We start from the raw sequence: 22,068 nt of genomic DNA, 5'->3' as shown, positions 1-22,068 counted from the left end.
CGCTTACCGGTTATGAACCGTCGCCCGCAGCGCGATACGAGGAGCCTAGTCAATGGCACGCAAGAAGATTGCCCTTATCGGCGCCGGCATGATCGGCGGAACGCTCGCCCATCTCGCCGCCAAGAAGGAAATGGGCGACGTCGTCCTGTTCGACATCGCCGAGGGCATGCCGCAGGGCAAGGCTCTTGACCTCTCGCAGTGTGGCCCGATCGAAGGCTTCGACGCCAGGATCACCGGCACGAACGACTACGCCGACATCGCAGGCGCGGACGTCGTGATCGTCACCGCCGGTGTCCCGCGCAAGCCGGGCATGAGCCGCGACGACCTTCTGGGCATCAACCTGAAGGTCATGAAGTCGGTCGGCGAAGGCATCAAGAACCACGCTCCCGACGCGTTCGTGATCTGCATCACCAACCCGCTCGACGCGATGGTCTGGGCTCTACGCGAATTCTCGGGGCTCCCGCACAACAAGGTCGTCGGCATGGCCGGCGTTCTCGACTCCGCCCGCTTCGCCACTTTCCTTGCTTGGGAATTCGGCGTTTCGGTGAAGGACGTGAACGCGTTCGTCCTGGGCGGCCACGGCGACACGATGGTCCCCGTCACCAGCTACACCACCATTTCGGGCATCCCCGTCGACGACCTCGTCAAGATGGGCAAGTCGAGCAAGGAAGCCATGGACGCCATCGTCCAGCGCACCCGTTCGGGCGGCGGTGAAATCGTCGGCCTGCTCAAGACCGGTTCGGCCTACTACGCCCCCGCCACGTCGGCGATCGCGATGGCCGAAGCCTATCTTGGCGACCAGAAGCGCATCCTGCCCTGCGCAGCGCACCTGTCGGGTCAGTACGGCGTTGACGGCCTCTATGTCGGCGTTCCTGCGATGATCGGTGCCGACGGCATCGAAGAAGTCATCGAGATCGAACTGACCGCCGAAGAGAAGGGCAACCTTCAGGTGTCGGTCGACGCTGTCAAGGAACTGCTGGAAGCCTGCAAGGGCATCGACGGTGACCTGGCTTAAAATCGCCACTCTTTGTGCAAGCCTGTCGGCCCTCGCATTCGCAGGGCCGGCAGCAGCACAGTCGAAGCCCGCGTCGCCTGAACAGGTGAGCGAGGCTGTCGACGTTTGCGCGGCGATCACATCGCCGACGTGGATCGAGCTCGACGACCTTAAGGCCTACGGCTGGAAAAACGTTCGCAAGTCGAGCGGAAATCGCCAGATGGTGGTACGCGGCGCTTACGAAAAGATCGGTAACGAGGCTTACATTGTCATCACGAAGGAAAACCTTCGCGACAAGACATGCATCGTCATGACGAAGCTCGAAACCACCGCCGATTACAACACGCTCGCCCGCGACGTCAGCGCGGTGATCGGCATGCCGGTCACTCAGGACGGCTTCGTCTATACGTGGCTGCGTTCGGAAAAGACGGTCGAAATGAACCCCAGTGGCGACCGTTCGTCGCCCAAGGCGCTGTTCGTCGTCTCCGCCGCGCAAGAGACTGCCGAGTGAAGCTGGCTGCCGCCCTTGGTGCTGGTGCGATGATCGGGCCGATGCTGCTGACAGCTCCTGGCGTGGCGGCTGATGGCGCGTACCCAATTGACGCGATGTTCGCCGAGTTTGCGAAGGCTTGCGGGACGATGCCAGATTACGACGGCACGGTCGCCAGCGTTACCGCAGCCGGTTGGGAAGCGACCGACCGTGCCGGCGTACCTGCCCTCGCCTCTTTCATGGGATTTGCCGAAGACGCCGGCCGGAAGGCCGTTGCCGAAAGGGGCGGCACGATGTCGCCCGCCGCAATCTTCCGCAACACGGTCGAAGGCGAGGAAGTTGCCATCGTCGTGACCGAAGTGAACGTCCACGGCGGCCGCGTCACCGGATGCCGCCTGTTCGATCCGGCCGAAACTCGCGATGCGGGTGCGGGCAAGATCAAGGAACTGACGGCTAGCGAGCCCGTTCAGACCATCGAGCGGGAAGGCAATACGATCGTCAAGTTCGATGGGCTGAGCCCGTCAACAGACAGCTTCGATTATTATTTCGTCCCGGCGGGTAGCCCGCTGGAATCCCATGTCCATTTCAACGGCTTGGCCATGAAGATCGATTCGATCGGCCCTGCCGCCAACGACTGACCCAGCAAGAGGGGAAAATCGAATGTCCATCCTCGTTGACAAGAATACCAAGGTCATCACCCAGGGTATGACCGGTGCAACCGGCACTTTCCATACCGAACAGGCGCTGGCCTACGGCACGCAGATGGTCGCGGGTGTTACCCCGGGCAAGGGCGGCACGACCCACATCGGCCTCCCGAACTACAACACCGTCCACGAAGCGAAGGCCGCCACTGGCGCGACCGCATCGTGCATCTACGTTCCGCCCCCGTTCGCAGCCGACTCGATCCTCGAGGCGATCGACGCCGAGATGGAACTGATCGTCGCCATCACCGAGGGCATTCCCGTTCTCGACATGGTCAAGGTGAAGCGCGCCCTGCAGGGTTCTAAGTCGCGCCTGATCGGCCCGAACTGCCCCGGCGTCCTGACGCCCGGCGAATGCAAGATCGGCATCATGCCCGGTTCGATCTTCTCCAAGGGCTCGGTCGGCGTCGTCAGCCGTTCGGGCACGCTCACGTACGAAGCCGTTTTCCAGACGACCAATGCAGGCCTTGGCCAGACGACGGCTGTCGGCATCGGCGGTGACCCGGTCAACGGCACGAATTTCATCGACGTGCTCGAACTCTTCCTCGCCGACGACGAGACCAAGTCGATCATCATGATCGGTGAAATCGGTGGCTCGGCCGAAGAAGAAGCGGCGCAGTTCATCAAGGACGAAGCCAAGCGCGGTCGCAAGAAGCCTATGGTCGGCTTCATCGCGGGCCGTACGGCGCCTCCGGGCCGTCGCATGGGCCACGCCGGCGCGATCGTCTCGGGCGGCCAGGGCGGCGCCGAAGACAAGATCGCGGCGATGGAAGAAGCGGGCATCCGCGTCTCCCCCTCGCCCTCGCTGCTCGGCGAGACGCTCTCGGGGCTGCTCAAAGAAATGGCATAAGCCTTTCGGCGGTGGGGCGGCCGAGGAGGGATGGCCGTCCCACCGCCTGTGGCTCCACCGCCAAAATTACACCTGTGCCGGACGTGCCGGCCAGATGCGGGTGACTAAAATGGGTAAAGAAAACCAGTCCTTCCTTCCCGAGCTGGAGCCTGACGGCCCGCAGCCCGGTCCGTCCTGGGCCCGCAAGGGCTGGCCGCTCGACCTGGGCGGCACCGACGACCTGACGGCGTCAATGGACCCCACCCGCATGAAGGCCGAGATCAAGGCCGCTGCCGAAAAGAAGGGCGCCAAGCTCGACGAAAAGGCAGTCGAGGCGGCCTGCGACGATTCGGTTCGCGCGATGTTGCTGATCCGCACTTATCGCGTGCGCGGTCACCTTGCAGCCGATCTCGACCCGCTGGGCCTGTCGAAGCTGGAGCTTCCGGCCGATCTTACCCCCGAATATCACGGGTTCGGCCCCGACGATCTTGATCGCCCCGTCTACATCGGCGGCAATCTTGGCGTCGAATGGGCTACCATCAACGAAATCGTGGCGATCCTGCGCGCAAACTACTGCGGTAAGGTCGGCCTTGAATACATGCACATCGCCGACATCGAAGAGCGTCGCTTCCTTCAGGACCGCATGGAGGGCAAGGACGCGTCGATCGACTTCACCATCTTGGGCAAGAAGGCGATCCTGCAGGCCGTTATCCGCGGCGAGCAGTATGAAAAGTTTCTAGGCAAAAAGTACGTCGGCACGAAGCGTTTCGGCCTAGACGGCGGCGAATCGATGATCCCGGCGCTCGAATCCGTCATCAAGTACGGCGGCTCCAGCGGCGTGAAGGAAATCGTGTTCGGCATGGCCCACCGCGGCCGCCTGAACGTCCTGGCGAACGTGATGGGCAAGCCTTACAAGGTCATCTTCCACGAATTCTCCGGCGGCAGCGCCAACCCCGACGACGTCGGCGGTTCGGGCGATGTGAAGTATCACCTTGGCACTTCCACCGACCGCGAATTCGACGGCACCAAGGTGCACATGAGCCTCGTGCCCAACCCCTCGCACCTCGAGGCGGTGGACCCGGTCGTGCTCGGCAAGGTCCGCGCGCAGCAGCGGTTCCAGGACGACATCGGCGTCGGCAAGCACCAGACCGTGCTGCCCGTGCTGATCCACGGCGACGCTGCGTTCGCAGGCCAGGGCATCGTTTGGGAATGCTTCGGCTTCTCCGGCATCCGCGGGTACAACACCGGCGGCTGCATCCACTTCGTCATCAACAACCAGATCGGCTTCACGACCAGCCCGCAATTCGCGCGCTCGTCGCCTTATCCTTCGGACGTCGCCAAGGGCGTCCAGGCCCCGATCCTGCACGTCAACGGCGACGATCCGGAGGCGGTGACGTTCTGCTGCAAGCTCGCGATTGAATATCGCCAGCGCTTCGGCCGCGACATTGTGATCGACATGTGGTGCTATCGCCGCTTCGGCCACAACGAAGGTGATGAGCCCAGCTTCACGCAGCCGCTGATGTACCAGAAGATCCGCAAGCACCCGGGCGTCGCCTCGCTCTATGCGAAACGGCTCGAGGAAGAAGGCGTGATCGACGGCGGCTTCGCGCAGGAAACGATCGACAGCTTCACCAAGTACCTCGAGGGCGAATTCGAAGCGGGCAAGACCTACAAGGCGAACGAGGCCGACTGGTTCGGTGGGCGCTGGGCCGGTCTCAACAAGCCTGCCGACCCTGAAACCGCGCGCCGCAACATCGCGACCGGTATCGAGGGCAAGCTGTTCGACGGTCTGGCTCGTACGCTGACGACCGTTCCCGAAGACGTGACGATCCACAAGACGTTGAACCGCGTCCTCGACGGTCGCCGTGACATGTTCGAAAACGGCTCCGGCTTCGACTGGGCAACGGCGGAATCGCTGGCGTTCGGTTCGCTGTTGGCAGAGGGGTTCTCCGTCCGCCTGTCGGGTCAGGATTCGGGCCGCGGTACGTTCTCGCAGCGTCACGCCGTCTGGGTCGACCAGAACACCGAGGACAAGTACATCCCGCTGTGCCATGTCCCGCATGGTCACTTCGAGGTCTATGACAGCCCGCTGTCCGAATACGGCGTGCTCGGCTTCGAATACGGATATGCCCTCGCCGATCCGAAGAGCCTCGTGCTCTGGGAAGCGCAGTTCGGCGACTTCGCAAACGGCGCACAGATCATGATCGACCAATTCATCGCAGCCGGCGAGGCCAAGTGGCTTCGCGCCAACGGCCTCGTGCTGCTTCTGCCGCATGGTTACGAGGGCCAAGGTCCGGAACACTCCTCGGCGCGTCTAGAACGCTTCCTGCAGCTCTGCGCGGGCGACAACATCCAGGTGTGTAATATCACCGAACCGGCGAACTACTTCCACGTGCTTCGCCGCCAGATGCTGCGCTCGTTCCGCAAGCCGCTGATCATCATGACGCCCAAGTCGCTGCTGCGTCACCCGATGGCCAAGTCGACGAAGGAAGAGTTCCTCGGCGAAAGCCACTTCCGTCGCATCGTGTCCGACACGAATCCGCCGGCGGACGAGGATATCAAACGTCTGGTCCTGTGTTCGGGCAAGGTCGCCTACGACCTGATCGAGGCCCGCGATGCCGCCGGCCAGACAGATACCTCGATCGTACGTATCGAACAGCTCTATCCCTTCCCGGGTGAGCCTCTGGCCCTGCGCCTGTCACGCATGAAGAACTTGGAGAAGGTCGTCTGGTGTCAGGAAGAGCCGAAGAACAACGGTTCATGGTTCTTCGTCGAAAGCCAGATCGAACAGGCCCTGTCAGAGGCAGGCGCCCCCGTAAGCCGCGCCCGTTACGCGGGCCGCGCTCCGGCTGCATCGCCGGCAACGGGCCTCGCCAGCCGCCACGTCGAACAGCAGAACGCGCTCGTTGCAGACGCCCTCGGCCTCTCGGTCGAAGACGTCATCGCGGCACGCCAGAAATAAAATCGGTAAAGGAAACAAACCGATGAGCACTGAAGTCAAAGTCCCAGTACTGGGCGAATCCATCACCGAAGCCACTGTTGGCGAATGGTTGAAGCAGCCCGGCGAAGCGGTTGCACAGGACGAACCGATCTGCAGCCTCGAAACCGACAAGGTCGCGATCGACGTCAACGCTCCCGTCTCGGGCGTGATGGGTGAACACATGGTCGGCGCAGGCGATACCGTCGTCGTCGGTGCGGTCATCACTACGATCGCCGACGGTGCGGGCGCTGGCGACAAGGCCGTCGCACCGCGCAAGGACGAAGGCGCCTCGGTTCCCTCGCAGTCGGCCCCTGCCCCGGCAGAAGGCGATGACGCGGTAGTCCTATCGCCCGCGGTCCGCCGCGCGGTCCTGGAGCACGGCATCGACCCCACGACGGTCAAGGGCACCGGCAAGGACGGCCGCCTGACCAAGGAAGACGTGCTGGCCGCAGCCGAAGCGAAGAAGAGCGGCGCTGCCCCGGCGGCTGCCCCTGCTCCCGCCGCTGGCGAAGCTCCGGCCGCCTCGGGCCGCAACGTCGAACGCGTGAAGATGACCCGCCTGCGCCAGACGATCGCAAAGCGTCTGAAGAGCGCGCAAGACACGGCGGCCCTTCTTACGACCTTCAACGACGTCGACATGACCGCGGTCATGGAAGCGCGTTCGAAGTACAAGGACCTCTTCGCCAAGAAGCACGACGTTCGCCTCGGCTTCATGGGCTTCTTCACCAAGGCCGCCTGCCTTGCGCTCAAGGACGTGCCCAGCGTCAATGCCCAGATCGAGGGCGACGAGATCCTCTACCACGACTTCGTCGACGTCTCGGTCGCCGTGTCGGCCCCGAACGGTCTGGTCGTTCCGGTCCTGCGCGATGCCGACAAGAAAGGCTTTGCCCAGATTGAAAAGGACATCGCCGACTTCGGCAAGCGCGCCAAGGACGGCGCCCTGACGATGGAAGACATGAAGGGCGGCACCTTCACGATCTCCAACGGCGGCGTGTTCGGCTCGCTGATGTCGACCCCGATCATCAACCCGCCGCAGAGCGCGGTTCTGGGCCTGCACCGCATCGAGGACCGTCCGGTCGTCGTCGACGGCGAGATCGTGATCCGCCCGATGATGTACATCGCGCTTTCGTACGACCATCGGATTATCGACGGACGCGAAGCGGTTACGGCACTGAAGATCATCAAGGAAGCGATCGAGGATCCGACGCGCCTGCTGATCGACCTTTGATCGCGCGCCTCCCTCACGCAGCATAAAGACGAGAATAGAAAATGGCTGAATTCGACTTCGACGTGATCGTCATCGGTGCCGGACCCGGCGGCTACGTGGCCGCGATCCGCGCCGCGCAGCTGGGCCTGAACACCGCTTGCGTGGAAAGCCGCGAGACGCTGGGCGGAACGTGCCTCAACGTCGGCTGCATCCCGTCGAAAGCGATGCTTCACGGCTCGGAATTGTTCGAAGAAGCCAAGGACGGCACGCTGGCCAAGTTCGGCGTAAAGATCCCGGCCCCCGAACTCGATCTGTCCGCGCTGCAGGGCGAAAAGGCGACTGCGGTAAAGGAACTGACCGGCGGCATCGAGTACCTGTTCAAGAAGAACAAGGTCACCTGGCTGAAGGGTCGTGGCTCGTTCGTCGACAAGCACACCGTGAAGGTCGGCGATGCCGAGCATTCGGCGCGCAACATCGTCATCGCCACCGGCTCTTCGGTCACCCCGCTTCCGGGTGTCGAGATCGACAATGAAGCTGGCGTCATCGTCGACAGCACCGGCGGCCTCGCGCTCGACCGCGTGCCCCAAGAGATGGTCGTCATCGGCGGCGGCGTGATCGGGCTCGAACTCGGTTCGGTCTGGCGCCGCCTGGGGGCAGAAGTCACGGTGGTCGAATTCCTCGATCAGCTGCTGCCCGGCATGGACGATGCCGTGCGCAAGGAAGCGGGCAAGATCTTCAAGAAGCAGGGCATGGAGCTGAAGCTCGGCACCAAGGTAACCGGCGCAAAGGTGAAGGACGGCAAGGCCACGCTAACCATCGAACCGTCGAACGGCGGCGATGCCGAAACTATCGAAGCCGACTGTGTACTTGTCGCCATCGGTCGCAAGCCCAATACCGACGGCCTCAACCTCGAAGCCATCGGACTTGAGACCAACCAGCGCGGCCAGATCGAGACCGATCACGATTTCCGTACCAAGGTCGACAGTGTCTGGGCGGTCGGCGATGTCATTCCCGGCCCGATGCTCGCCCACAAGGCAGAAGACGAAGGCATCGCGGTGTCGGAGAATATCGCCGGCGAACATGGCATCGTGAACCATGCAGTCATCCCGAGCGTCGTCTACACGATGCCGGAAATCGCAGGCGTCGGCCTGACCGAGCAGCAGGCGAAGGATGCCGGCCACGACGTCAAGGTCGGCAACTTCCCGATGATGGCCAACAGCCGCGCCAAGACCAACCGCGAGCCGGACGGCTTCGTGAAGATCATCGCCGATGCCGAGACCGACCGCGTTCTCGGCGCATGGTGCATCGCCAGCCTTGCCGGCACGATGATCGCCCAGATCGCGCAAGCCATGGAATTCGGCGCGACGTCGGAAGACATCGCCTACACTTGCCACGCGCATCCGACCCATTCGGAGGCCGTGAAGGAAGCCGCGATGGCAGTCCGGGGCAAGCCGATCCACATCTGATCCCATCGGGGATTTAACGAATCGCGGATTTGACGAAAAAGCCCTCCGCCCGCAGACAAGCGGCCGGAGGGTTTTTCATGTCTCAAAAACCGATGCGACTGTTTGCCAAGTGGCATATCTGGCTTGCCTGGCTGGTGGGCGTGCCGCTGCTCATATGGACGGTCAGCGGCCTTGTCATGGTGGCAAAGCCGATCGAGGAAGTACGCGGCAATCACTTGCTGAAGACGACCGAGAAGCGCCCCATCCCGCCCGGTCATCTTGCCCGCATGCTGATCGAGGGCGAGGACCGCCCTATCGAACTGCGGACGCGAATGCAGGGCAATTCGGCAATTACCAGCGCGATCTACGCCGACGGCAAGGTCGAACGCTACTTCGCCCGTTCCGGCGCGCCGGTGCCCGAGATCGATATAGCCGCAGCCCGCACGATCGTCGCGATGGAAATCGAGGGCGGTGACGAGGTTTCGGAGATCCGCTTTTTCGAGGCCGAGGAAGTACCACTCGACTTTCGCCGCCCGATCCCAGTCTGGCAGGTCGTCCTGAAGGATGGTACCCACGTCTATGTCGGGCGCGACAGCGGCGCGATCGAGGCCGTGCGCACGCGCTGGTGGCGCATCTTCGACTTCATGTGGGGTCTACACATTATGGACCTTCAGGAACGTGAGGACACGCATCACCCGATCCTTATTGCCTTCGCCTCGCTCAGCGTCTTCTTCAGCCTGATCGGCATCGTCCTCATGTTCCGCCGCCGCAGGGCGCGCGTCGCAGCATGATGAACCTGCTTGCCACCTTCCCCTGGTTCGAGATGCTGGGGACCTTCGTCTTCGCGCTATCGGGCGCGATCGTGGCCGCGCACCTTCGCCAGACGTTCGTAACCGTGTGCTTCTTTGCATTCCTCACCGGCGTCGGTGGAGGCTCGGTGCGGGACGTGATGCTTGGGCAGGAGGCGTTCTGGATTGCCGATCCCTACGCGGGCCCGGTCGTCCTGATTGCGGCGCTGCTCGCCTGGTTCAGTCCGGTGCGCTGGTGGGAAGGCCGCCTGCTCGAATGGGCGGACGCGATCGGCCTTGCCGCCTTCGCTGCATTGGGCACGGCCAAGGCGCTATCGTTCGGCGTCGCTCCGATCTCGGCGGTCGTGCTGGGTATCGTATCGGGCTGCGTCGGCGGGATCATCCGCGATGTCGTTGCAGGCGTGCCCTCGATCCTGATGCGGCCCGAGCTTTACGTGACCGCGGCGGCGCTCTCGGCGCTTACCGCCACGGTGCTGCTTATGCTGGATATGCCGCGCGCGCCCGCTCTCGCAATTGCGACCGTGCTCGGCATCGCACTGCGCGGGGCGGCTCTTGTCTGGAGGATCGAGCTGCCGGCCTATTCAAGGCACGGCAGCGATCCCGATCATCCGACCAGCGCGTAGTCCGGTCCGTCAGCGGTCTGGTAACGGTCGTCAGGCGTTCCCCGCTCCCACGTGTCGCCTTCCGCGTCCGCCGGACCGGCGTCTTCCTCGACACGCACGGCCGGAGCCTGCTCCCCTGCCCGCGCGCGGGCGTCAGCGTAGTAGTCATCGCCATAACGGCTGTCGCGGGCCGGTCGAACGGCATCCCCGGCACTACCATAGCGGCGCGAGCCGACCTCGATATCGATGTCGCGCACACGGCCACTGGCGTCGATTTCGCAGTCGAAGCGGCCACCGTTCACAAGGTCGCCCTCGACGTGCCAGCCTTGCTCATCACGCTCTGCCGTATCGACCGTACGGACTTCCTCGCTGCGCTCGACCTCGACCACGCAGTCCTCGATCGCACCGTCGATACTGCGGCGCGAATTGTCGGCATAGCGGCGGTCATCATAACGACGGCTGTCACGGTCGTAATCGCGATAGCGGTAATCCTCGCCATCGCGGCGCTCACGATACTTGCGCTCTTGGGCGTTCTCGGCCGCCTTCGCGATGGCCACCACCCCGCCAAGGATGAGGATGCCGGCGAGCACGTCGCCACCGTCGATCCGGTCACGGCGCCAGCGGCGATGGTGGCCCCAGCCCTGCGCGCTCTCTTTCTCGATGGTCCAGATGCCCTGCGGCGCGTTCGACGAGGTGGGCAGAGTGGCTGCCTGCGCAGGCATGGTGAGCGAGGATGCGGCCAGCAAAGCGGCTGCTCCGGCAGCGGAACGGAAAATACTGTTCATGGTTCTGCGATCCCTGAAAACCCCGGGACTCGCGCGAGTCCCTGACACGATGCGGCAATTTGGGCCAGATTGGCTTTCCTATCCCTGAACCGCAGATAAACAAAGGGCCCGGCAGGAAGGGGAATACCGCCGGGCCCAGGTTGGGCATCAGTTGTCGTTGCTGGCAGGAGGGTCAGCGCAGACCACGAATGCCGGAGTAATCGATGTCGCGAACGCGGCCGTACCTGACGTCGCAAGTGAACTTGCCGCTGTCCCAACCCTGCATCGAGTTGTTCCAACCGCGGTAGTCGCTGCCCCAGCCACGGCCATAACGTCCGCCGCGATAACCGGCGTCAACCGCCATGCGTCCCTTGATGCGATATCCGCCGTTCTTGCGATCCACGTCGCGGATGTCGGTTACCTTGGCGCGAGCAAAGCCGGAGCGGCGGGCATCGCGCTCTGCGGCGCGTACACACTGCTCTACGGAAGCCCGAGCGTTGTTGCGGCGATCGTTGTAACCATAGCGGTCATGGCGATCGTAGTCGCGGTAACGACCGTCGCGGTAATCGCGGTCGTAATAGTAATCGCGGTCCCTATCCTTGCTCGCGGCGCTGGCGATGGCGGCGATACCGCCAATGATCAGCGCGCCAGCGATGACGTCTCCGGCATCGATACCGTCGCGGTCATAACGGTCGCGTGCCATGGCGGGGCTGGCCGAGGCAAGAGCCATCGCGCCGGCCGCAGTAGAGCCAATCATGGCTTTCATAATGTTGTTCATCGGTGCGATCCTTAGTCCTGACCGGACGGAATAGCCCGGACAAGACATGGGATAGCGATTCGGCCATGAGATGATCCTGAATTTCGGCGACAGCCATTGTTCAGGAAAAAAGCACTTTGTCTGAATAATCGTGAGACGCAAAAAGGGCGCCGGTTGCGTATCTGCAACCGGCGCCCTTCTGGCTAGCAAAGAGGCCTTCGATCAGGCTTCTTCGAATTCTTCTTCTTCGCTCATGACCGGACCGGAATCCTGGCCCTTGGCGTCGACGTCGCGATCGACCAGCTCGATGATCGCGATCGGAGCGGCGTCCGAAGCGCGGATACCGGCCTTGATGATGCGGGTGTAGCCGCCGTCACGGTCCTTGTAGCGTTCTGCAAGAACGTCGAACAGCTTGGCCAGCTGCGCATCGTCGAGCAGCTTCGAGTTGGCGAGGCGACGGTTCGAGAGACCGCCGCGCTTGGCGAGCGTGATCAGCTTTTCGACGTAGGGACGCAGTTCGCGAGCCTTGGGCGTCGTGGTCTTGATCTGCTCGTGCTTGATGAGGGCTGCTGCCATGTTGCGCAGGAGGGCCTTGCGGTGGCCGGTCTTACGCTGGAGCTTACGCCCACCCATCTTGTGACGCATGTTACTTTCCTTCGTTCGTTAGGGGCCCGTATCAGGTAACCCATACCCGGTGCCCGTTAGCGGTCGGCACCTCCACCGTAAAACCGGTTCATTCACCACGTGACGCGAAGCGATTCCCGCAAGGGCGAATGCCCGCCGTCGCATAGTGCGGCGAAGCCAAGCGGACCGGATAGGCCGCGCCCGGCGTTTGAGGCGTCCCCGCCGAAGCGGGGACACACCAAAATCAGCCCAGAAGTTCCTGTTCGAGCTTCTTGGCCATTTCTTCGATGTTCTCCGGCGGCCAGCCGGGGATGTCCATGCCGAGGCGCAAACCCATCGAGGAAAGGACTTCCTTGATCTCGTTGAGCGACTTGCGGCCGAAGTTCGGCGTGCGGAGCATCTCGGCCTCGGTCTTCTGGACCAGGTCGCCGATGTAGATGATGTTGTCGTTCTTGAGGCAGTTTGCCGAACGGACCGACAGTTCCAGCTCGTCGACCTTCTTGAGAAGATAACGGTTGAGCTGGTTCGCGTCGCTCTCTTCCGGAGCTGCGGCAACGCCGGCGACCTGCGGGGCGCCCTGCGGAATGCCTTCCTCGAAGTGGACGAACAGAGCCAGCTGGTCCTGCAGAATGCGCGCTGCGTAGGCAACGGCGTCTTCCGGCGTGACCGTACCGTCGGTTTCGACGGTCAGCGACAGCTTGTCGTAGTCAAGTTCCTGACCGACGCGGGCGTTCTCGACCTTGTATGAGACCTGACGGACCGGCGAGTACAGCGAGTCGACCGGGATCAGGCCGATCGGTGCATCAGCCATGCGGTTCTGCACGGCAGGGGAATAACCCTTACCGGTGTCGGCGGTCAGCTCCATGTTGAGCGTGGCGCCTTCGTCGAGGTGACAGATGACGAGGTCCTTGTTCATGACCTCGATGTCGCCCGAAACCTGGATGTCGCCAGCCTTCACTTCGGCGGGGCCGGTCGCGGAAAGGTTCAGGCGCTTCATGCCTTCGCCTTCCATCTTCAGCGCCACCTGCTTGATATTGAGGACGATGTCGGTGATGTCCTCACGCACGCCTGCAAGCGAGCTGAACTCGTGCAGGACGTTGTCGATCTTGATCGACGTGATCGCGGCGCCCTGCAGCGAGGAGAGCAGCACGCGACGCAGTGCATTGCCGAGCGTCAGGCCAAATCCGCGCTCGAGCGGTTCAGCAACGAAAGTCGCGCGCAGCTTGGCATCGCCCTGCGACTTGATTTCGAGGCTGTTGGGCTTCTTCAGTTCCTGCCAGTTCTTGATATTGACGGACATGGACTTCCCCTAGGGTTTGTCGGTTCTTATCCGGGGTGCGTATGGAGGGAATACGCCTTCCCCACAGTATCGATCCGAAACAGGCGAGTGCGGGTGGACGGGCCGTGGATCCTTCGGCCCGCCCCTCGCCCTTTTCAGATCAGACGCGGCGGCGCTTGGACGGACGCACACCGTTATGCGGGATCGGGGTCACGTCGCGGATCGAGGTGATGGTGAAACCCACCGCCTGCAGCGCACGAAGGGCGCTCTCGCGGCCCGAACCCGGCCCCTTCACCTCGACCTCGAGCGTACGGACGCCGTGTTCGGCTGCCTTCTTGCCCGCATCGTCAGCTGCGACCTGCGCAGCGTAGGGAGTCGACTTGCGGCTACCCTTGAAGCCCATCATACCGGCGCTGGACCAGCTGATCGCATTGCCCTGGGCATCCGTGATGGTGATCATGGTGTTGTTGAAGCTGGCGTTCACGTGAGCGACGCCGCTGGAAATGTTCTTGCGTTCGCGGCGCCGAATGCGCTGGGGTTCGCGTGCCATTGTCTTGGTTCCTGTATCCTGAAGGAAGGGTCAGCCTGCTGCCTGAAAGGCGCGGCTTACTTCTTCTTGCCGGCGATCGGCTTGGCCTTGCCCTTGCGGGTGCGGGCATTGGTGTGCGTGCGCTGACCGCGGACCGGAAGGCCCTTGCGGTGACGCAGGCCGCGATAGCAGGCCAGGTCCATGAGGCGCTTGATGTTCATCGCGTGCTCGCGACGAAGGTCACCCTCGACGAGGTAGTCGGCGTCGATCGTTTCACGGATCTGCAGGACTTCCTGGTCGGTCAGGTCCTGGACACGACGGGCTTCGTCGATACCCAGCTTGGCAGCGATGTCCTTGGCGGACTTCGGACCGATACCGTGGATGTAGGTGAGCGCGATAATAACGCGCTTGTTGGTGGGGATATTTACCCCGGCAATACGAGCCACTTAATTCTCCATGCTCCACAGGGGATAGGCACTGGCCTGCCCCTATCTCATCGCGGTTGAACGCCAGTCGTTTGGCAGGTCCATTTGCCCGAACGGCAAAAAGTCCGGGTGGTACGCGATTTGCCGCGAACCTGCCGGACCGGACCCGATTTATGACGAGCGAGGGCCGCGCTTACGTCGATTCGCGCGGCAAGTCAACGGGTCAGCGCGAAAGCTGCCCGTCGCGGCAATGGATGCCGATCACCGACTCATATCGCAGGGACGCGCGATCGTCAAAGGTAGGGAGGTATCAGTCCTAAAAATTGGTCCGGAGAGCCCCGCCGTCGAGCAGAAGCCCGCGTCCCGTGATGTAGGCCGCCTGCTCGCTACACAGGAAGGCGCAGGCCGCACCGAATTCTGCCGGATCACCAAGCCGGCCTGCCGGGATCGCCGCGACGCGCTGCTGCCGTGCTTCTTCGAAAGTGATCCCCTGACGCTTTGCCGCTGCCTCGTCGAGAGACTGGAGCCGGTCAGTGCCGAACATGCCTGGCAAGATGTGGTTGATCGTGACGCCATCGGGCGCAACCTGCCGCGCCACCCCGCCGAGAAAGGCGGTAAGCCCTGCCCTCGCGCCCGAAGACAGGTCCAGCCCCGCAATACCCGTTAAAACAGAAGACGAGGTGATATTGACAATGCGCCCCCACCTGCGCGCAATCATGCCGTCGATCACTGCCTGGATCAACGCGATCGGCGCGGCCATGTTCTGCTCGACGCCGGTGTGGAGCGCCTTGTTATCGATTTCGCGAAAGTCCTTTGGCGGAGGGCCCGCCGCGTTCGTCACGAGAATATCGGGATCGGGCATCGCCGCAAGGAGATCCGCCCTTCCCTCATGCGTCGTGACATCTGCCGCGACCGTATGAACCGTCGCTCCGGTGTCAGCGCGGATCTGCTCGGCCGCCGCTTCCAGCCTTTCGGCGTCAATTCCGTTGATGAGGACTTCGCAGCCCTCGGCTGCCAGCGCCTCGGCACAACCGCGTCCGAGACCCCGGCTTGAGCCGCAAACGATGGCCTTGCGGCCCGCAATCTTCAGATCCATTCGTTCATCCGTAACTGCGGGCCGCCCGCCGGGGCGTCAGACGACGCCGAAGGCCAGCATGGCATCCGCCACTTTCTTGAAGCCCGCGATATTCGCACCGCGCACATAGTCGGTATAACCGCCGCCCATTTCACCATACGTCAGGCAGCGGTCATGGATCCCGTCCATGATGTCGCGCAGCAGCACCTGGAGCTCTTCTTCCTTCCACGCGCGGCGGGCAGAATTCTGGCTCATCTCGAGGCCCGAGACCGCAACACCGCCCGCATTGGCGGCCTTGCCGGGTGCGAACATGATCTTCGCGTCCTTGAAGACGTGCACGGCATCGAGGTTCGAAGGCATGTTCGCCCCTTCGGAGACAGCGATGCAGCCGTTGGCGACCAGCGCCCGGGCATCGTCGCCGAGCAACTCGTTCTGCGTCGCGCAAGGTAGCGCCACATCGCATTCGACGTTCCACGGCGTCTTGCCTTCATGGAAGGTCGCACCCTTGAACGCGTCGACATAGTCCTTGATGCGGCCGCGTCGGTGCGTCTTGTGGGTCTTCACCCAGTCGATTTTCTCCTGCGTCAGCCCGTCGGGATCGTGAATGAAGCCGCCCGAATCCGAAAGCGTTATCGGCTTGCCGCCAAGGTGCAGGATCTTTTCCGCCGCGTGAGTCGCCACGTTACCGCTGCCCGAAATCACCGCAACCTTCCCGTCGAGGCTGTCGCCCTTGTGCTTGAGCATGTTGTCGAGGAAGTAGACCGCGCCATAACCGGTCGCCTCGGTGCGGATGAGCGAGCCGCCCCATTCCAGCCCCTTGCCGGTCAGCACGCCGGTGAACTGGTTGGTGATGCGCTTGTACTGGCCGAACATATAGCCGATCTCGCGTCCTCCCACGCCGATGTCGCCCGCCGGCACATCGGTGTCGGCGCCGATGTGACGATAGAGCTCGGTCATGAACGACTGGCAGAAGCGCATGATTTCGCGCACGCTCTTGCCCTTGGGGTTGAAGTTTGAACCGCCCTTGCCGCCGCCCATCGGCAGGCCGGTCAGCGCGTTCTTGAAGGTCTGCTCGAAAGCGAGGAATTTGAGGACGCTCTCGGTCACGCTCGGGTGGAAACGGATCCCACCCTTGTAAGGGCCGATCGCATTGTTGTTCTGCACGCGCCACCCGCGCTGGACACGGATGTTACCGTTGTCGTCTTCCCAGCAGACGCGGAAAGACACGACGCGATCAGGCTCGGCAATGCGGCGCAGGATCTGCTGCTCGTGGTATTCTTCCTTGTCGGCGATAAAGTCAAAGATGTCTTCGGCCACTTCCTGCACGGCCTGGACGAATTCGTCCTGGTGCGGATTGCGGCGCTTCACCCCCTCCATGAAAGTCGGCAAGTCGACGTGATCGGATACGGCCATGTTTTCCCCCTCTTGCGACGTACGCGTGGCGAGTCGCCCGCGCGTCATCCGGAAAGGAGCATAACCGCTTTACCGATGAGTGAAAGCGGGGGCTCAAGCACGCTCAGCGCGTGTCGAATTCGCCAAGCTCGCCGTCGTTGACCGGGGGGAGTTCCTCGGGCGGCGCCGGTTCTGCATCGAGGTCGGAGAGGAAGTCTGCGCCAAAGCCCGCTTCCGCGGCCGCGGCTTCATCCGCCGCCTGCTCCATCGCGACTTCTTCGGCTTCTGCCTCTGCGGGCACGGAAGGGGGCAGCTCGATCGCCTGCGGGGCGGAACCGGAATCGCTACGACCTATCTTGTCGGCGAGGCGCGAGAGTTGCTCGCCAATCACCCGGTCGACCGCCGGGCCAATCTGGTCGACGGGGAAGCGCATCGTGCCGCCGACAACATATTCAAACAGGATGCGCGTTCCGCCATCGACCTGCTTCATCGTTATGGTGAGTACGCCGTCGACAGCCTCACTCTGCAAGGGGCCCAGCGCGCCCGACAACCGCATGGCCGCGCCAGGATCGACGAACACGACCTCCATGTGGCGAACGCTGCCCGGCTGAGCGCGCCTGGCGCTTACGGGAAGCATCTCGCAAAAACAGCCACCAGCGCGCGGCTCGAGCGTCAGGTTCTCGGCATCGCCGGAGAAAGAATGCGCTCCGTTCCACCAGTTGGCAGGCTGGATCAGCTCCGCCCAGACAGCCATCGGCTCTGCAGCGACGACCTCGGTATGGCGAGTCACGAAACCGTCGTCGCCGATTTTTTCCATTGCGGCATGAGCCGGGCTTGCCAGCGCTGCAAGCGCGCTTGCAGCGGCTAAGACGGTCGAACGCATGTGCATTATGGCCCCTTCCCTGTTCCGAACTTGGGGCTAGCACAGCAAAACGCCGCGTCAAACGCGGCGCTTCACTTCATGGGTTAGGTTACCCCGCGAACGGGATGCGATCAGCCTTCAAGGATGGCGTTGATCGAATCCGTAACCGCGTCGATGTCGGCCATGCCGTCCACGCGGCTGACGATGCCGCGCGCTTCATAAACGGGCAGGATCGGCGCGGTCTTGGCGCGATACTCGGCCATACGGGTGCGCACGGTTTCCTCGTTGTCGTCCGGGCGGCGCTTGAACTCTGTCCCGCCGCAACGGTCGCAGACGCCTTCCTGCCTCGGACGCTCGAACTTGTCGTGATAACCCTTCCCGCACGATGCGCAGGTGAAGCGACCGGTAATACGTTCGACCAGCGCATCTTCATCGACGTCAAGCTCGATCACGTGCGCGAGAGTGCGACCATGCTGTTCAAGGATCTCGTCCAGCATGTGCGCCTGCGCTTCGGTACGGGGGTAGCCGTCAAAGATCGCGCCGACGTCGTTGCCCATCGAAGCCAGCTCGTCGCTGATCAAGGCCGAGACGATCGTGTCCGAGACGAGCTCGCCCGCGTCCATGACGGCCTTGGCCTGAATACCGACCGGCGTCTGCGCCTTCACGGCGGCACGAAGCATATCGCCGGTCGAAAGCTGGCGCATGCCATGCTTTTCAACGAGGCGCTGTGACTGCGTACCCTTGCCGGCTCCCGGCGGTCCGAGGAGGATGATGTTCACTTGAAAAACTCTCCCTGATTGCCGGAACGTCTATCGGTCAGCGAAGCCGACCTTTCAACTTAGCCTTTTTGATGAGATCGCCGTACTGGTGCGCCAGCAGGTGGCTCTGGATTTGCGCGATAGTGTCGACCGTCACGTTCACGACGATCAGCAAGCTGGTACCGCCAAGGAAGAACGGAAGGCCCGTCTGGCCGATCACGTACTCCGGCAGGACGCAGACCAGCGCCAGATAAGCGGCACCAATAACGGTAATGCGCGTCAGCACGTAGTCTAGATAGTCGGCGGTGCGCTTCCCCGGACGGATGCCCGGAATGAAGCCGCCATTGCGCTTCAGGTTGTCCGCAGTCTCTTCCGGGTTGAACACAACCGCTGTGTAGAAAAACGCGAAGAACACGATGCCGATGGCATAGAGCGTCAGGTAGATCGGCTGACCGTGCTGCAGATACTGATTCAGCGTCACCAGAACGCCGCCCATCGTGCTGTCGGGCGAAATCGAGTTCTGCGCGAACTGCGTGATCGTAAGCGGCAGGAGCAGCAGCGACGACGCAAAGATCGGCGGAATGACGCCTGCGGTGTTGAGCTTGAGCGGAAGGTGCGAGCGGTCAGCCTGCATCATGCCGCGCTGGCTCGCACGCTTCGGATACTGGATCAGAAGACGCCGCTGGGCACGCTCCATGAAGCAGATGAATAAAATCAGACCGATGATCACGACGATCAGCGCGATGATCAGGAACGGCGAGATCGAACCCGAGCGGCCACCTTCAAAAAGCTGGGCCGTGATGGTCGGGAACTGGGCGATGATGCCCGCCATAATGATCAGCGAAACGCCGTTGCCGATACCGCGCGAGGTGATCTGCTCACCCAGCCACAGCAGGAACATCGTGCCGCCAACAAGAGAGATGACTGCACCAATGCGGAACATCATGCCGGGGGCAACGACGGCATGCAGGCCGCTGGAGGCCGCGAAAGTCTCAAGACCCACGGCCAAGAAGTAACCTTGGATCGCAGTCAGACCCACGGTGCCATATCGGGTGTACTGGTTCAGCTTCTTGCGGCCGCTCTCGCCTTCCTTCTTCAGCGCGGCAAGCGCGGGGTGAAGCGCGGCCGCAAGCTGAACGACGATCGAGGCGGTGATGTACGGCATGATGCCGAGCGCGATGAGACTCATGCGCTCAAGGCTGCCGCCCGAGAAGGTGTTGAAGAGATCGAGAACGCCGCCGCGCGTCTGAGCATAGAGATCCTGCAGGATCAGCGGGTTCACGCCCGGAAGCGGAACAAAGCTCAGGAAGCGGAAGACGATGAGAGCACCTAGGGTAAACCAGATGCGCTGCTTGAGCTCGGTCGCCTTGCCGAAATTGGCCAGGGACATGTTGCTCGCGATGTTATCGGCGCGTGAAGCCATGATATGAATCTAATGCCTTGCGGGGGCTGAGACGAAGGTGCCGTCTCAAGAACTGGGAACAGCCCATATAGGCAGCGGGCGAGGATGCAAACACCCTCGCCCGAACCTTGTCCCGATTATTCGGCGTCGGCCTTTTCAGCCTTGGCCGGAGCGGTCGTCTCGACCTTGCCGCCGAGCTTTTCAACCTGGGCCACAGCGCCCTTCGACGCACCGGCGACCTTGAAGCTCGCCTTGGTAGTCAGCTCACCCTTGGCAAGGAGGCGAACACCATCCTTGCCGCCGCGTGCGAGACCGGCGGCCTGCAGCGTTTCGTGGTCGATGACACCCGATGCATCGAGCTTGCCCGCGTCGATGAACTTCTGGATCATGCCCAGGTTGACCTGCGCATAGTCCTTGCCGAACGGGTTGTTGAAGCCGCGCTTCGGCAGACGCATGTGGAGCGGCATCTGGCCGCCTTCGAAGCCCTTGACGGCAACGCCCGAACGGCTCTTCTGACCCTTCTGGCCACGACCGCTGGTCTTGCCCTTGCCCGAACCGATGCCACGGCCGACACGCATACGACGATGACGTGCACCTTCGTTGTCGCGGATATCATTCAGTTTCATATTCAACACTCGCTTTCGCTTTGTTCGCGTTGTGCGCGACGATTCGCGCCAATTGGGAAGTGCGCGCCTTAGCTACCCCTTCCCACTTTGTCACCCCATCGTCACCGATATCGGAAACGACAGGACAAAAACGAAACGGGCCGCAGCAGCGCCGCGGCCCGGATCATTGTTAGGTACAAGACCCGAAGGCTCAGTCCACGATCTCGACGAGATGGGGAACCTTGGCCACTGCGCCGCGAACTTCCGCAGTGTCCTGCAGTTCGACGACCTTGTGCATCTTGTTCAGCCCCAGGCCGATGAGGATCTTCCTCTGGCCTTCGGGGCGGCGGATCGGCGAACCGACCTGCTTGATCTTGATGGTCTTAGCCTTAGCCATGATCGATTACTCCACGATGGCCGCGGCGTCGGCTTCTGCCTCCGCCTCGGTCGCGCCGCCACGGCCCAGAAGGTCCGCGACCTTCTTGCCACGACGCTGTGCCACAGACTTCGGCGAAGTCTGGTTGGTCAGCGCGTCGAAGGTGGCGCGGATCATGTTGTAGGGGTTCGACGTACCGACCGACTTGGTCACGACGTCTGCAACACCCAGCGACTCGAAGACTGCGCGCATCGGGCCACCCGCGATGATACCGGTACCTGCCGGTGCCGTGCGGACGTTGACCTTGCCGGCACCGAAACGGCCCTTGCCGTCGTGGTGCAGCGTGCGGCCTTCCTTCAGCGGAACGCGGACCATCTTCTTCTTGGCAGAAGCAGTGGCCTTGTTGATCGCCTCGGGAACTTCGCGAGCCTTGCCGTGACCGAAACCGACGCGGCCCTTGCCGTCACCGACGACGACGAGTGCTGCGAAACCGAAGCGCTTGCCGCCCTTTACGGTCTTCGAGACGCGGTTGATGTGGACGAGCTTTTCGATCAGCTCTTCGCCCTGGTCCTCGTCACGGTTGCCGCGACGGTCGTCACGACGACCGCGACCACGGCCGCCACGCTCACCGCGTTCGCCACGATCGTTTCCGCCGCGACCACGGCCACCACGTCCACCGCGACCTTCGCGGGGCTGCGACGGATCGCCGGCTTCGGTCGACTGATTGTCGGCCGCTTCGGTGCTGGCGACGGTCGGGGTCGGGGTCGAACCTGCGTTGTCGACCACGGGGGTTTCGTTGTTGTTTTCTTCAGCCATCATCAGAACTCCAGCCCGCCTTCACGAGCGGCGTCGGCCAGCGCCTTGACGCGACCATGGAACAGGAAACCGCCACGATCGAAAACGACAGTCGTCACGCCGGCCTTCTTGGCGGCGGCGGCGATGTCCTTGCCGACCTGCTGGGCGGCATCGACGTTCGCGCCCGAGGCCTTCGAGCCCAGGGTGCTGGCAGCGGCAACGGTCTTGCCGGAAGCGTCGTCGATAACCTGCGCGTAGATGTGCTTGCCGGTGCGGTGCACCGACAGGCGGGGCTTGCCACCCGAACGGGCGCGGAGCGCAGTGCGCACGCGGCGACGGCGGCGTTCGAAAAGAGAAAGCTTAGCCAT

At 62.8% G+C, this 22,068-nt stretch carries 24 protein-coding genes; 9 read left to right on the top strand and 15 right to left on the bottom strand.

What is annotated here, in order from left to right; translation table 11 throughout:
* The first annotated feature begins 52 nt into the window (after window positions 1-52).
* The 9 genes from mdh to A9D15_RS12920 all read left to right on the top strand — a co-directional run bounded on the left by mdh (window position 53) and on the right by A9D15_RS12920 (window position 10,078).
* Window positions 53-1,015: a malate dehydrogenase gene (gene mdh, locus A9D15_RS12960; protein ID WP_066765636.1), complete on the top strand. Its 963-nt coding sequence runs from the start codon at window positions 53-55 to the stop codon at window positions 1,013-1,015.
* A complete protein-coding gene (locus A9D15_RS12955) occupies window positions 1,002-1,505 on the top strand; it encodes a hypothetical protein (RefSeq protein WP_066765635.1) in 504 nt (167 codons plus the stop codon). Before mdh ends, A9D15_RS12955 begins: the two co-directional genes overlap by 14 nt.
* Entirely contained in the window at window positions 1,502-2,122 is a 621-nt protein-coding gene (locus A9D15_RS12950; RefSeq protein WP_066765634.1) for a hypothetical protein, read from the top strand. The genes A9D15_RS12955 and A9D15_RS12950 overlap by 4 nt, the downstream gene beginning before the upstream one ends.
* A gap of 22 nt (window positions 2,123-2,144) precedes the next feature.
* Entirely contained in the window at window positions 2,145-3,035 is an 891-nt protein-coding gene (sucD, locus tag A9D15_RS12945) for a succinate--CoA ligase subunit alpha (protein ID WP_066765633.1), read from the top strand.
* Window positions 3,036-3,144: 109 nt separating this feature from the next.
* Entirely contained in the window at window positions 3,145-5,976 is a 2,832-nt protein-coding gene (locus tag A9D15_RS12940; RefSeq protein ID WP_066765632.1) for a 2-oxoglutarate dehydrogenase E1 component, read from the top strand.
* 22 nt (window positions 5,977-5,998) lie between these two features.
* Window positions 5,999-7,222 (top strand): 2-oxoglutarate dehydrogenase complex dihydrolipoyllysine-residue succinyltransferase, encoded by a 1,224-nt coding sequence (odhB, locus tag A9D15_RS12935; RefSeq protein WP_066765630.1) that lies wholly within the window; start codon window positions 5,999-6,001, stop codon window positions 7,220-7,222.
* Between the two features lie 41 nt (window positions 7,223-7,263).
* The gene (lpdA, locus tag A9D15_RS12930; protein WP_066765629.1) at window positions 7,264-8,667 is read left to right on the top strand and encodes a dihydrolipoyl dehydrogenase; all 1,404 of its coding nucleotides are present in this window, start codon (window positions 7,264-7,266) and stop codon (window positions 8,665-8,667) included.
* 77 nt (window positions 8,668-8,744) lie between these two features.
* Complete coding sequence (locus tag A9D15_RS12925; protein ID WP_066765628.1) at window positions 8,745-9,437, top strand: PepSY domain-containing protein; 693 nt, start codon at window positions 8,745-8,747, stop codon at window positions 9,435-9,437.
* The gene (locus A9D15_RS12920; protein WP_066765627.1) at window positions 9,434-10,078 is read left to right on the top strand and encodes a trimeric intracellular cation channel family protein; all 645 of its coding nucleotides are present in this window, start codon (window positions 9,434-9,436) and stop codon (window positions 10,076-10,078) included. The genes A9D15_RS12925 and A9D15_RS12920 overlap by 4 nt, the downstream gene beginning before the upstream one ends.
* Here A9D15_RS12920 and A9D15_RS12915 read toward each other — a convergent pair.
* The 15 genes from A9D15_RS12915 to rplR form a co-directional block, all read right to left on the bottom strand.
* Complete coding sequence (locus A9D15_RS12915; protein ID WP_066765625.1) at window positions 10,060-10,842, bottom strand: hypothetical protein; 783 nt, start codon at window positions 10,840-10,842, stop codon at window positions 10,060-10,062. The two genes, A9D15_RS12920 and A9D15_RS12915, sit on opposite strands and share 19 nt — an antisense overlap.
* Before the next feature lie 172 nt (window positions 10,843-11,014).
* The gene (locus tag A9D15_RS12910; protein WP_066765623.1) at window positions 11,015-11,599 is read right to left on the bottom strand and encodes a hypothetical protein; all 585 of its coding nucleotides are present in this window, start codon (window positions 11,597-11,599) and stop codon (window positions 11,015-11,017) included.
* Between the two features lie 201 nt (window positions 11,600-11,800).
* Window positions 11,801-12,223: a 50S ribosomal protein L17 gene (gene rplQ / locus A9D15_RS12905; protein WP_066765621.1), complete on the bottom strand. Its 423-nt coding sequence runs from the start codon at window positions 12,221-12,223 to the stop codon at window positions 11,801-11,803.
* A gap of 223 nt (window positions 12,224-12,446) precedes the next feature.
* Window positions 12,447-13,502 (bottom strand): DNA-directed RNA polymerase subunit alpha, encoded by a 1,056-nt coding sequence (locus tag A9D15_RS12900; protein WP_066765617.1) that lies wholly within the window; start codon window positions 13,500-13,502, stop codon window positions 12,447-12,449.
* 139 nt (window positions 13,503-13,641) lie between these two features.
* Window positions 13,642-14,031: a 30S ribosomal protein S11 gene (gene rpsK / locus A9D15_RS12895; RefSeq protein ID WP_047820301.1), complete on the bottom strand. Its 390-nt coding sequence runs from the start codon at window positions 14,029-14,031 to the stop codon at window positions 13,642-13,644.
* Window positions 14,032-14,087: 56 nt separating this feature from the next.
* Window positions 14,088-14,456, bottom strand: coding sequence for a 30S ribosomal protein S13 (gene rpsM / locus A9D15_RS12890; protein ID WP_047820300.1), 369 nt, complete (start codon window positions 14,454-14,456; stop codon window positions 14,088-14,090).
* 295 nt (window positions 14,457-14,751) lie between these two features.
* A complete protein-coding gene (locus A9D15_RS12885) occupies window positions 14,752-15,531 on the bottom strand; it encodes an SDR family oxidoreductase (protein ID WP_066765615.1) in 780 nt (259 codons plus the stop codon).
* Between the two features lie 36 nt (window positions 15,532-15,567).
* Window positions 15,568-16,923, bottom strand: a complete 1,356-nt coding sequence (gdhA, locus tag A9D15_RS12880) for an NADP-specific glutamate dehydrogenase (RefSeq protein WP_066766120.1) — start codon at window positions 16,921-16,923, stop codon at window positions 15,568-15,570.
* Between the two features lie 103 nt (window positions 16,924-17,026).
* Complete coding sequence (locus A9D15_RS12875; RefSeq protein ID WP_066765610.1) at window positions 17,027-17,785, bottom strand: hypothetical protein; 759 nt, start codon at window positions 17,783-17,785, stop codon at window positions 17,027-17,029.
* A gap of 110 nt (window positions 17,786-17,895) precedes the next feature.
* Window positions 17,896-18,543, bottom strand: coding sequence for an adenylate kinase (locus A9D15_RS12870; protein WP_066765609.1), 648 nt, complete (start codon window positions 18,541-18,543; stop codon window positions 17,896-17,898).
* Between the two features lie 37 nt (window positions 18,544-18,580).
* Entirely contained in the window at window positions 18,581-19,945 is a 1,365-nt protein-coding gene (secY, locus tag A9D15_RS12865) for a preprotein translocase subunit SecY (protein WP_066765607.1), read from the bottom strand.
* Between the two features lie 116 nt (window positions 19,946-20,061).
* On the bottom strand, window positions 20,062-20,550 hold the full coding sequence (rplO, locus tag A9D15_RS12860) for a 50S ribosomal protein L15 (RefSeq protein ID WP_066765604.1): 489 nt from the start codon (window positions 20,548-20,550) through the stop codon (window positions 20,062-20,064).
* Window positions 20,551-20,740: 190 nt separating this feature from the next.
* On the bottom strand, window positions 20,741-20,926 hold the full coding sequence (gene rpmD / locus A9D15_RS12855; RefSeq protein ID WP_066765603.1) for a 50S ribosomal protein L30: 186 nt from the start codon (window positions 20,924-20,926) through the stop codon (window positions 20,741-20,743).
* A 6-nt stretch (window positions 20,927-20,932) separates the two neighbouring features.
* Complete coding sequence (gene rpsE, locus A9D15_RS12850; RefSeq protein WP_373283464.1) at window positions 20,933-21,724, bottom strand: 30S ribosomal protein S5; 792 nt, start codon at window positions 21,722-21,724, stop codon at window positions 20,933-20,935.
* A complete protein-coding gene (gene rplR / locus A9D15_RS12845; protein ID WP_066552646.1) occupies window positions 21,724-22,068 on the bottom strand; it encodes a 50S ribosomal protein L18 in 345 nt (114 codons plus the stop codon). Before rplR ends, rpsE begins: the two co-directional genes overlap by 1 nt.

Source organism: Croceicoccus pelagius, from assembly GCF_001661915.1.
GTDB lineage: Bacteria > Pseudomonadota > Alphaproteobacteria > Sphingomonadales > Sphingomonadaceae > Croceicoccus > Croceicoccus pelagius.
Note: the sequence above shows the minus strand (reverse complement) of the source record. Positions and strands in the feature narration are given on the sequence as shown.

What these genes read in the sequence shown, in the direction of transcription:
- mdh (WP_066765636.1), top strand. Translation starts at nt 53, where the DNA reads ATGGCACGCAAGAAGATTGCCCTTATCGGCGCCGGCATGATCGGCGGA.
- sucD (WP_066765633.1), top strand. Translation starts at nt 2,145, where the DNA reads ATGTCCATCCTCGTTGACAAGAATACCAAGGTCATCACCCAGGGTATG.
- A9D15_RS12940 (WP_066765632.1), top strand. Translation starts at nt 3,145, where the DNA reads ATGGGTAAAGAAAACCAGTCCTTCCTTCCCGAGCTGGAGCCTGACGGC.
- odhB (WP_066765630.1), top strand. Translation starts at nt 5,999, where the DNA reads ATGAGCACTGAAGTCAAAGTCCCAGTACTGGGCGAATCCATCACCGAA.
- lpdA (WP_066765629.1), top strand. Translation starts at nt 7,264, where the DNA reads ATGGCTGAATTCGACTTCGACGTGATCGTCATCGGTGCCGGACCCGGC.
- A9D15_RS12925 (WP_066765628.1), top strand. Translation starts at nt 8,745, where the DNA reads ATGTCTCAAAAACCGATGCGACTGTTTGCCAAGTGGCATATCTGGCTT.
- A9D15_RS12920 (WP_066765627.1), top strand. Translation starts at nt 9,434, where the DNA reads ATGATGAACCTGCTTGCCACCTTCCCCTGGTTCGAGATGCTGGGGACC.
- A9D15_RS12915 (WP_066765625.1), bottom strand. Translation starts at nt 10,842, where the DNA reads ATGAACAGTATTTTCCGTTCCGCTGCCGGAGCAGCCGCTTTGCTGGCC.
- A9D15_RS12910 (WP_066765623.1), bottom strand. Translation starts at nt 11,599, where the DNA reads ATGAACAACATTATGAAAGCCATGATTGGCTCTACTGCGGCCGGCGCG.
- rplQ (WP_066765621.1), bottom strand. Translation starts at nt 12,223, where the DNA reads ATGCGTCACAAGATGGGTGGGCGTAAGCTCCAGCGTAAGACCGGCCAC.
- A9D15_RS12900 (WP_066765617.1), bottom strand. Translation starts at nt 13,502, where the DNA reads ATGTCCGTCAATATCAAGAACTGGCAGGAACTGAAGAAGCCCAACAGC.
- rpsK (WP_047820301.1), bottom strand. Translation starts at nt 14,031, where the DNA reads ATGGCACGCGAACCCCAGCGCATTCGGCGCCGCGAACGCAAGAACATT.
- A9D15_RS12885 (WP_066765615.1), bottom strand. Translation starts at nt 15,531, where the DNA reads ATGGATCTGAAGATTGCGGGCCGCAAGGCCATCGTTTGCGGCTCAAGC.
- gdhA (WP_066766120.1), bottom strand. Translation starts at nt 16,923, where the DNA reads ATGGCCGTATCCGATCACGTCGACTTGCCGACTTTCATGGAGGGGGTG.
- A9D15_RS12875 (WP_066765610.1), bottom strand. Translation starts at nt 17,785, where the DNA reads ATGCGTTCGACCGTCTTAGCCGCTGCAAGCGCGCTTGCAGCGCTGGCA.
- secY (WP_066765607.1), bottom strand. Translation starts at nt 19,945, where the DNA reads ATGGCTTCACGCGCCGATAACATCGCGAGCAACATGTCCCTGGCCAAT.
- rplO (WP_066765604.1), bottom strand. Translation starts at nt 20,550, where the DNA reads ATGAAACTGAATGATATCCGCGACAACGAAGGTGCACGTCATCGTCGT.
- rpmD (WP_066765603.1), bottom strand. Translation starts at nt 20,926, where the DNA reads ATGGCTAAGGCTAAGACCATCAAGATCAAGCAGGTCGGTTCGCCGATC.
- rpsE (WP_373283464.1), bottom strand. Translation starts at nt 21,724, where the DNA reads ATGATGGCTGAAGAAAACAACAACGAAACCCCCGTGGTCGACAACGCA.
- rplR (WP_066552646.1), bottom strand. Translation starts at nt 22,068, where the DNA reads ATGGCTAAGCTTTCTCTTTTCGAACGCCGCCGTCGCCGCGTGCGCACT.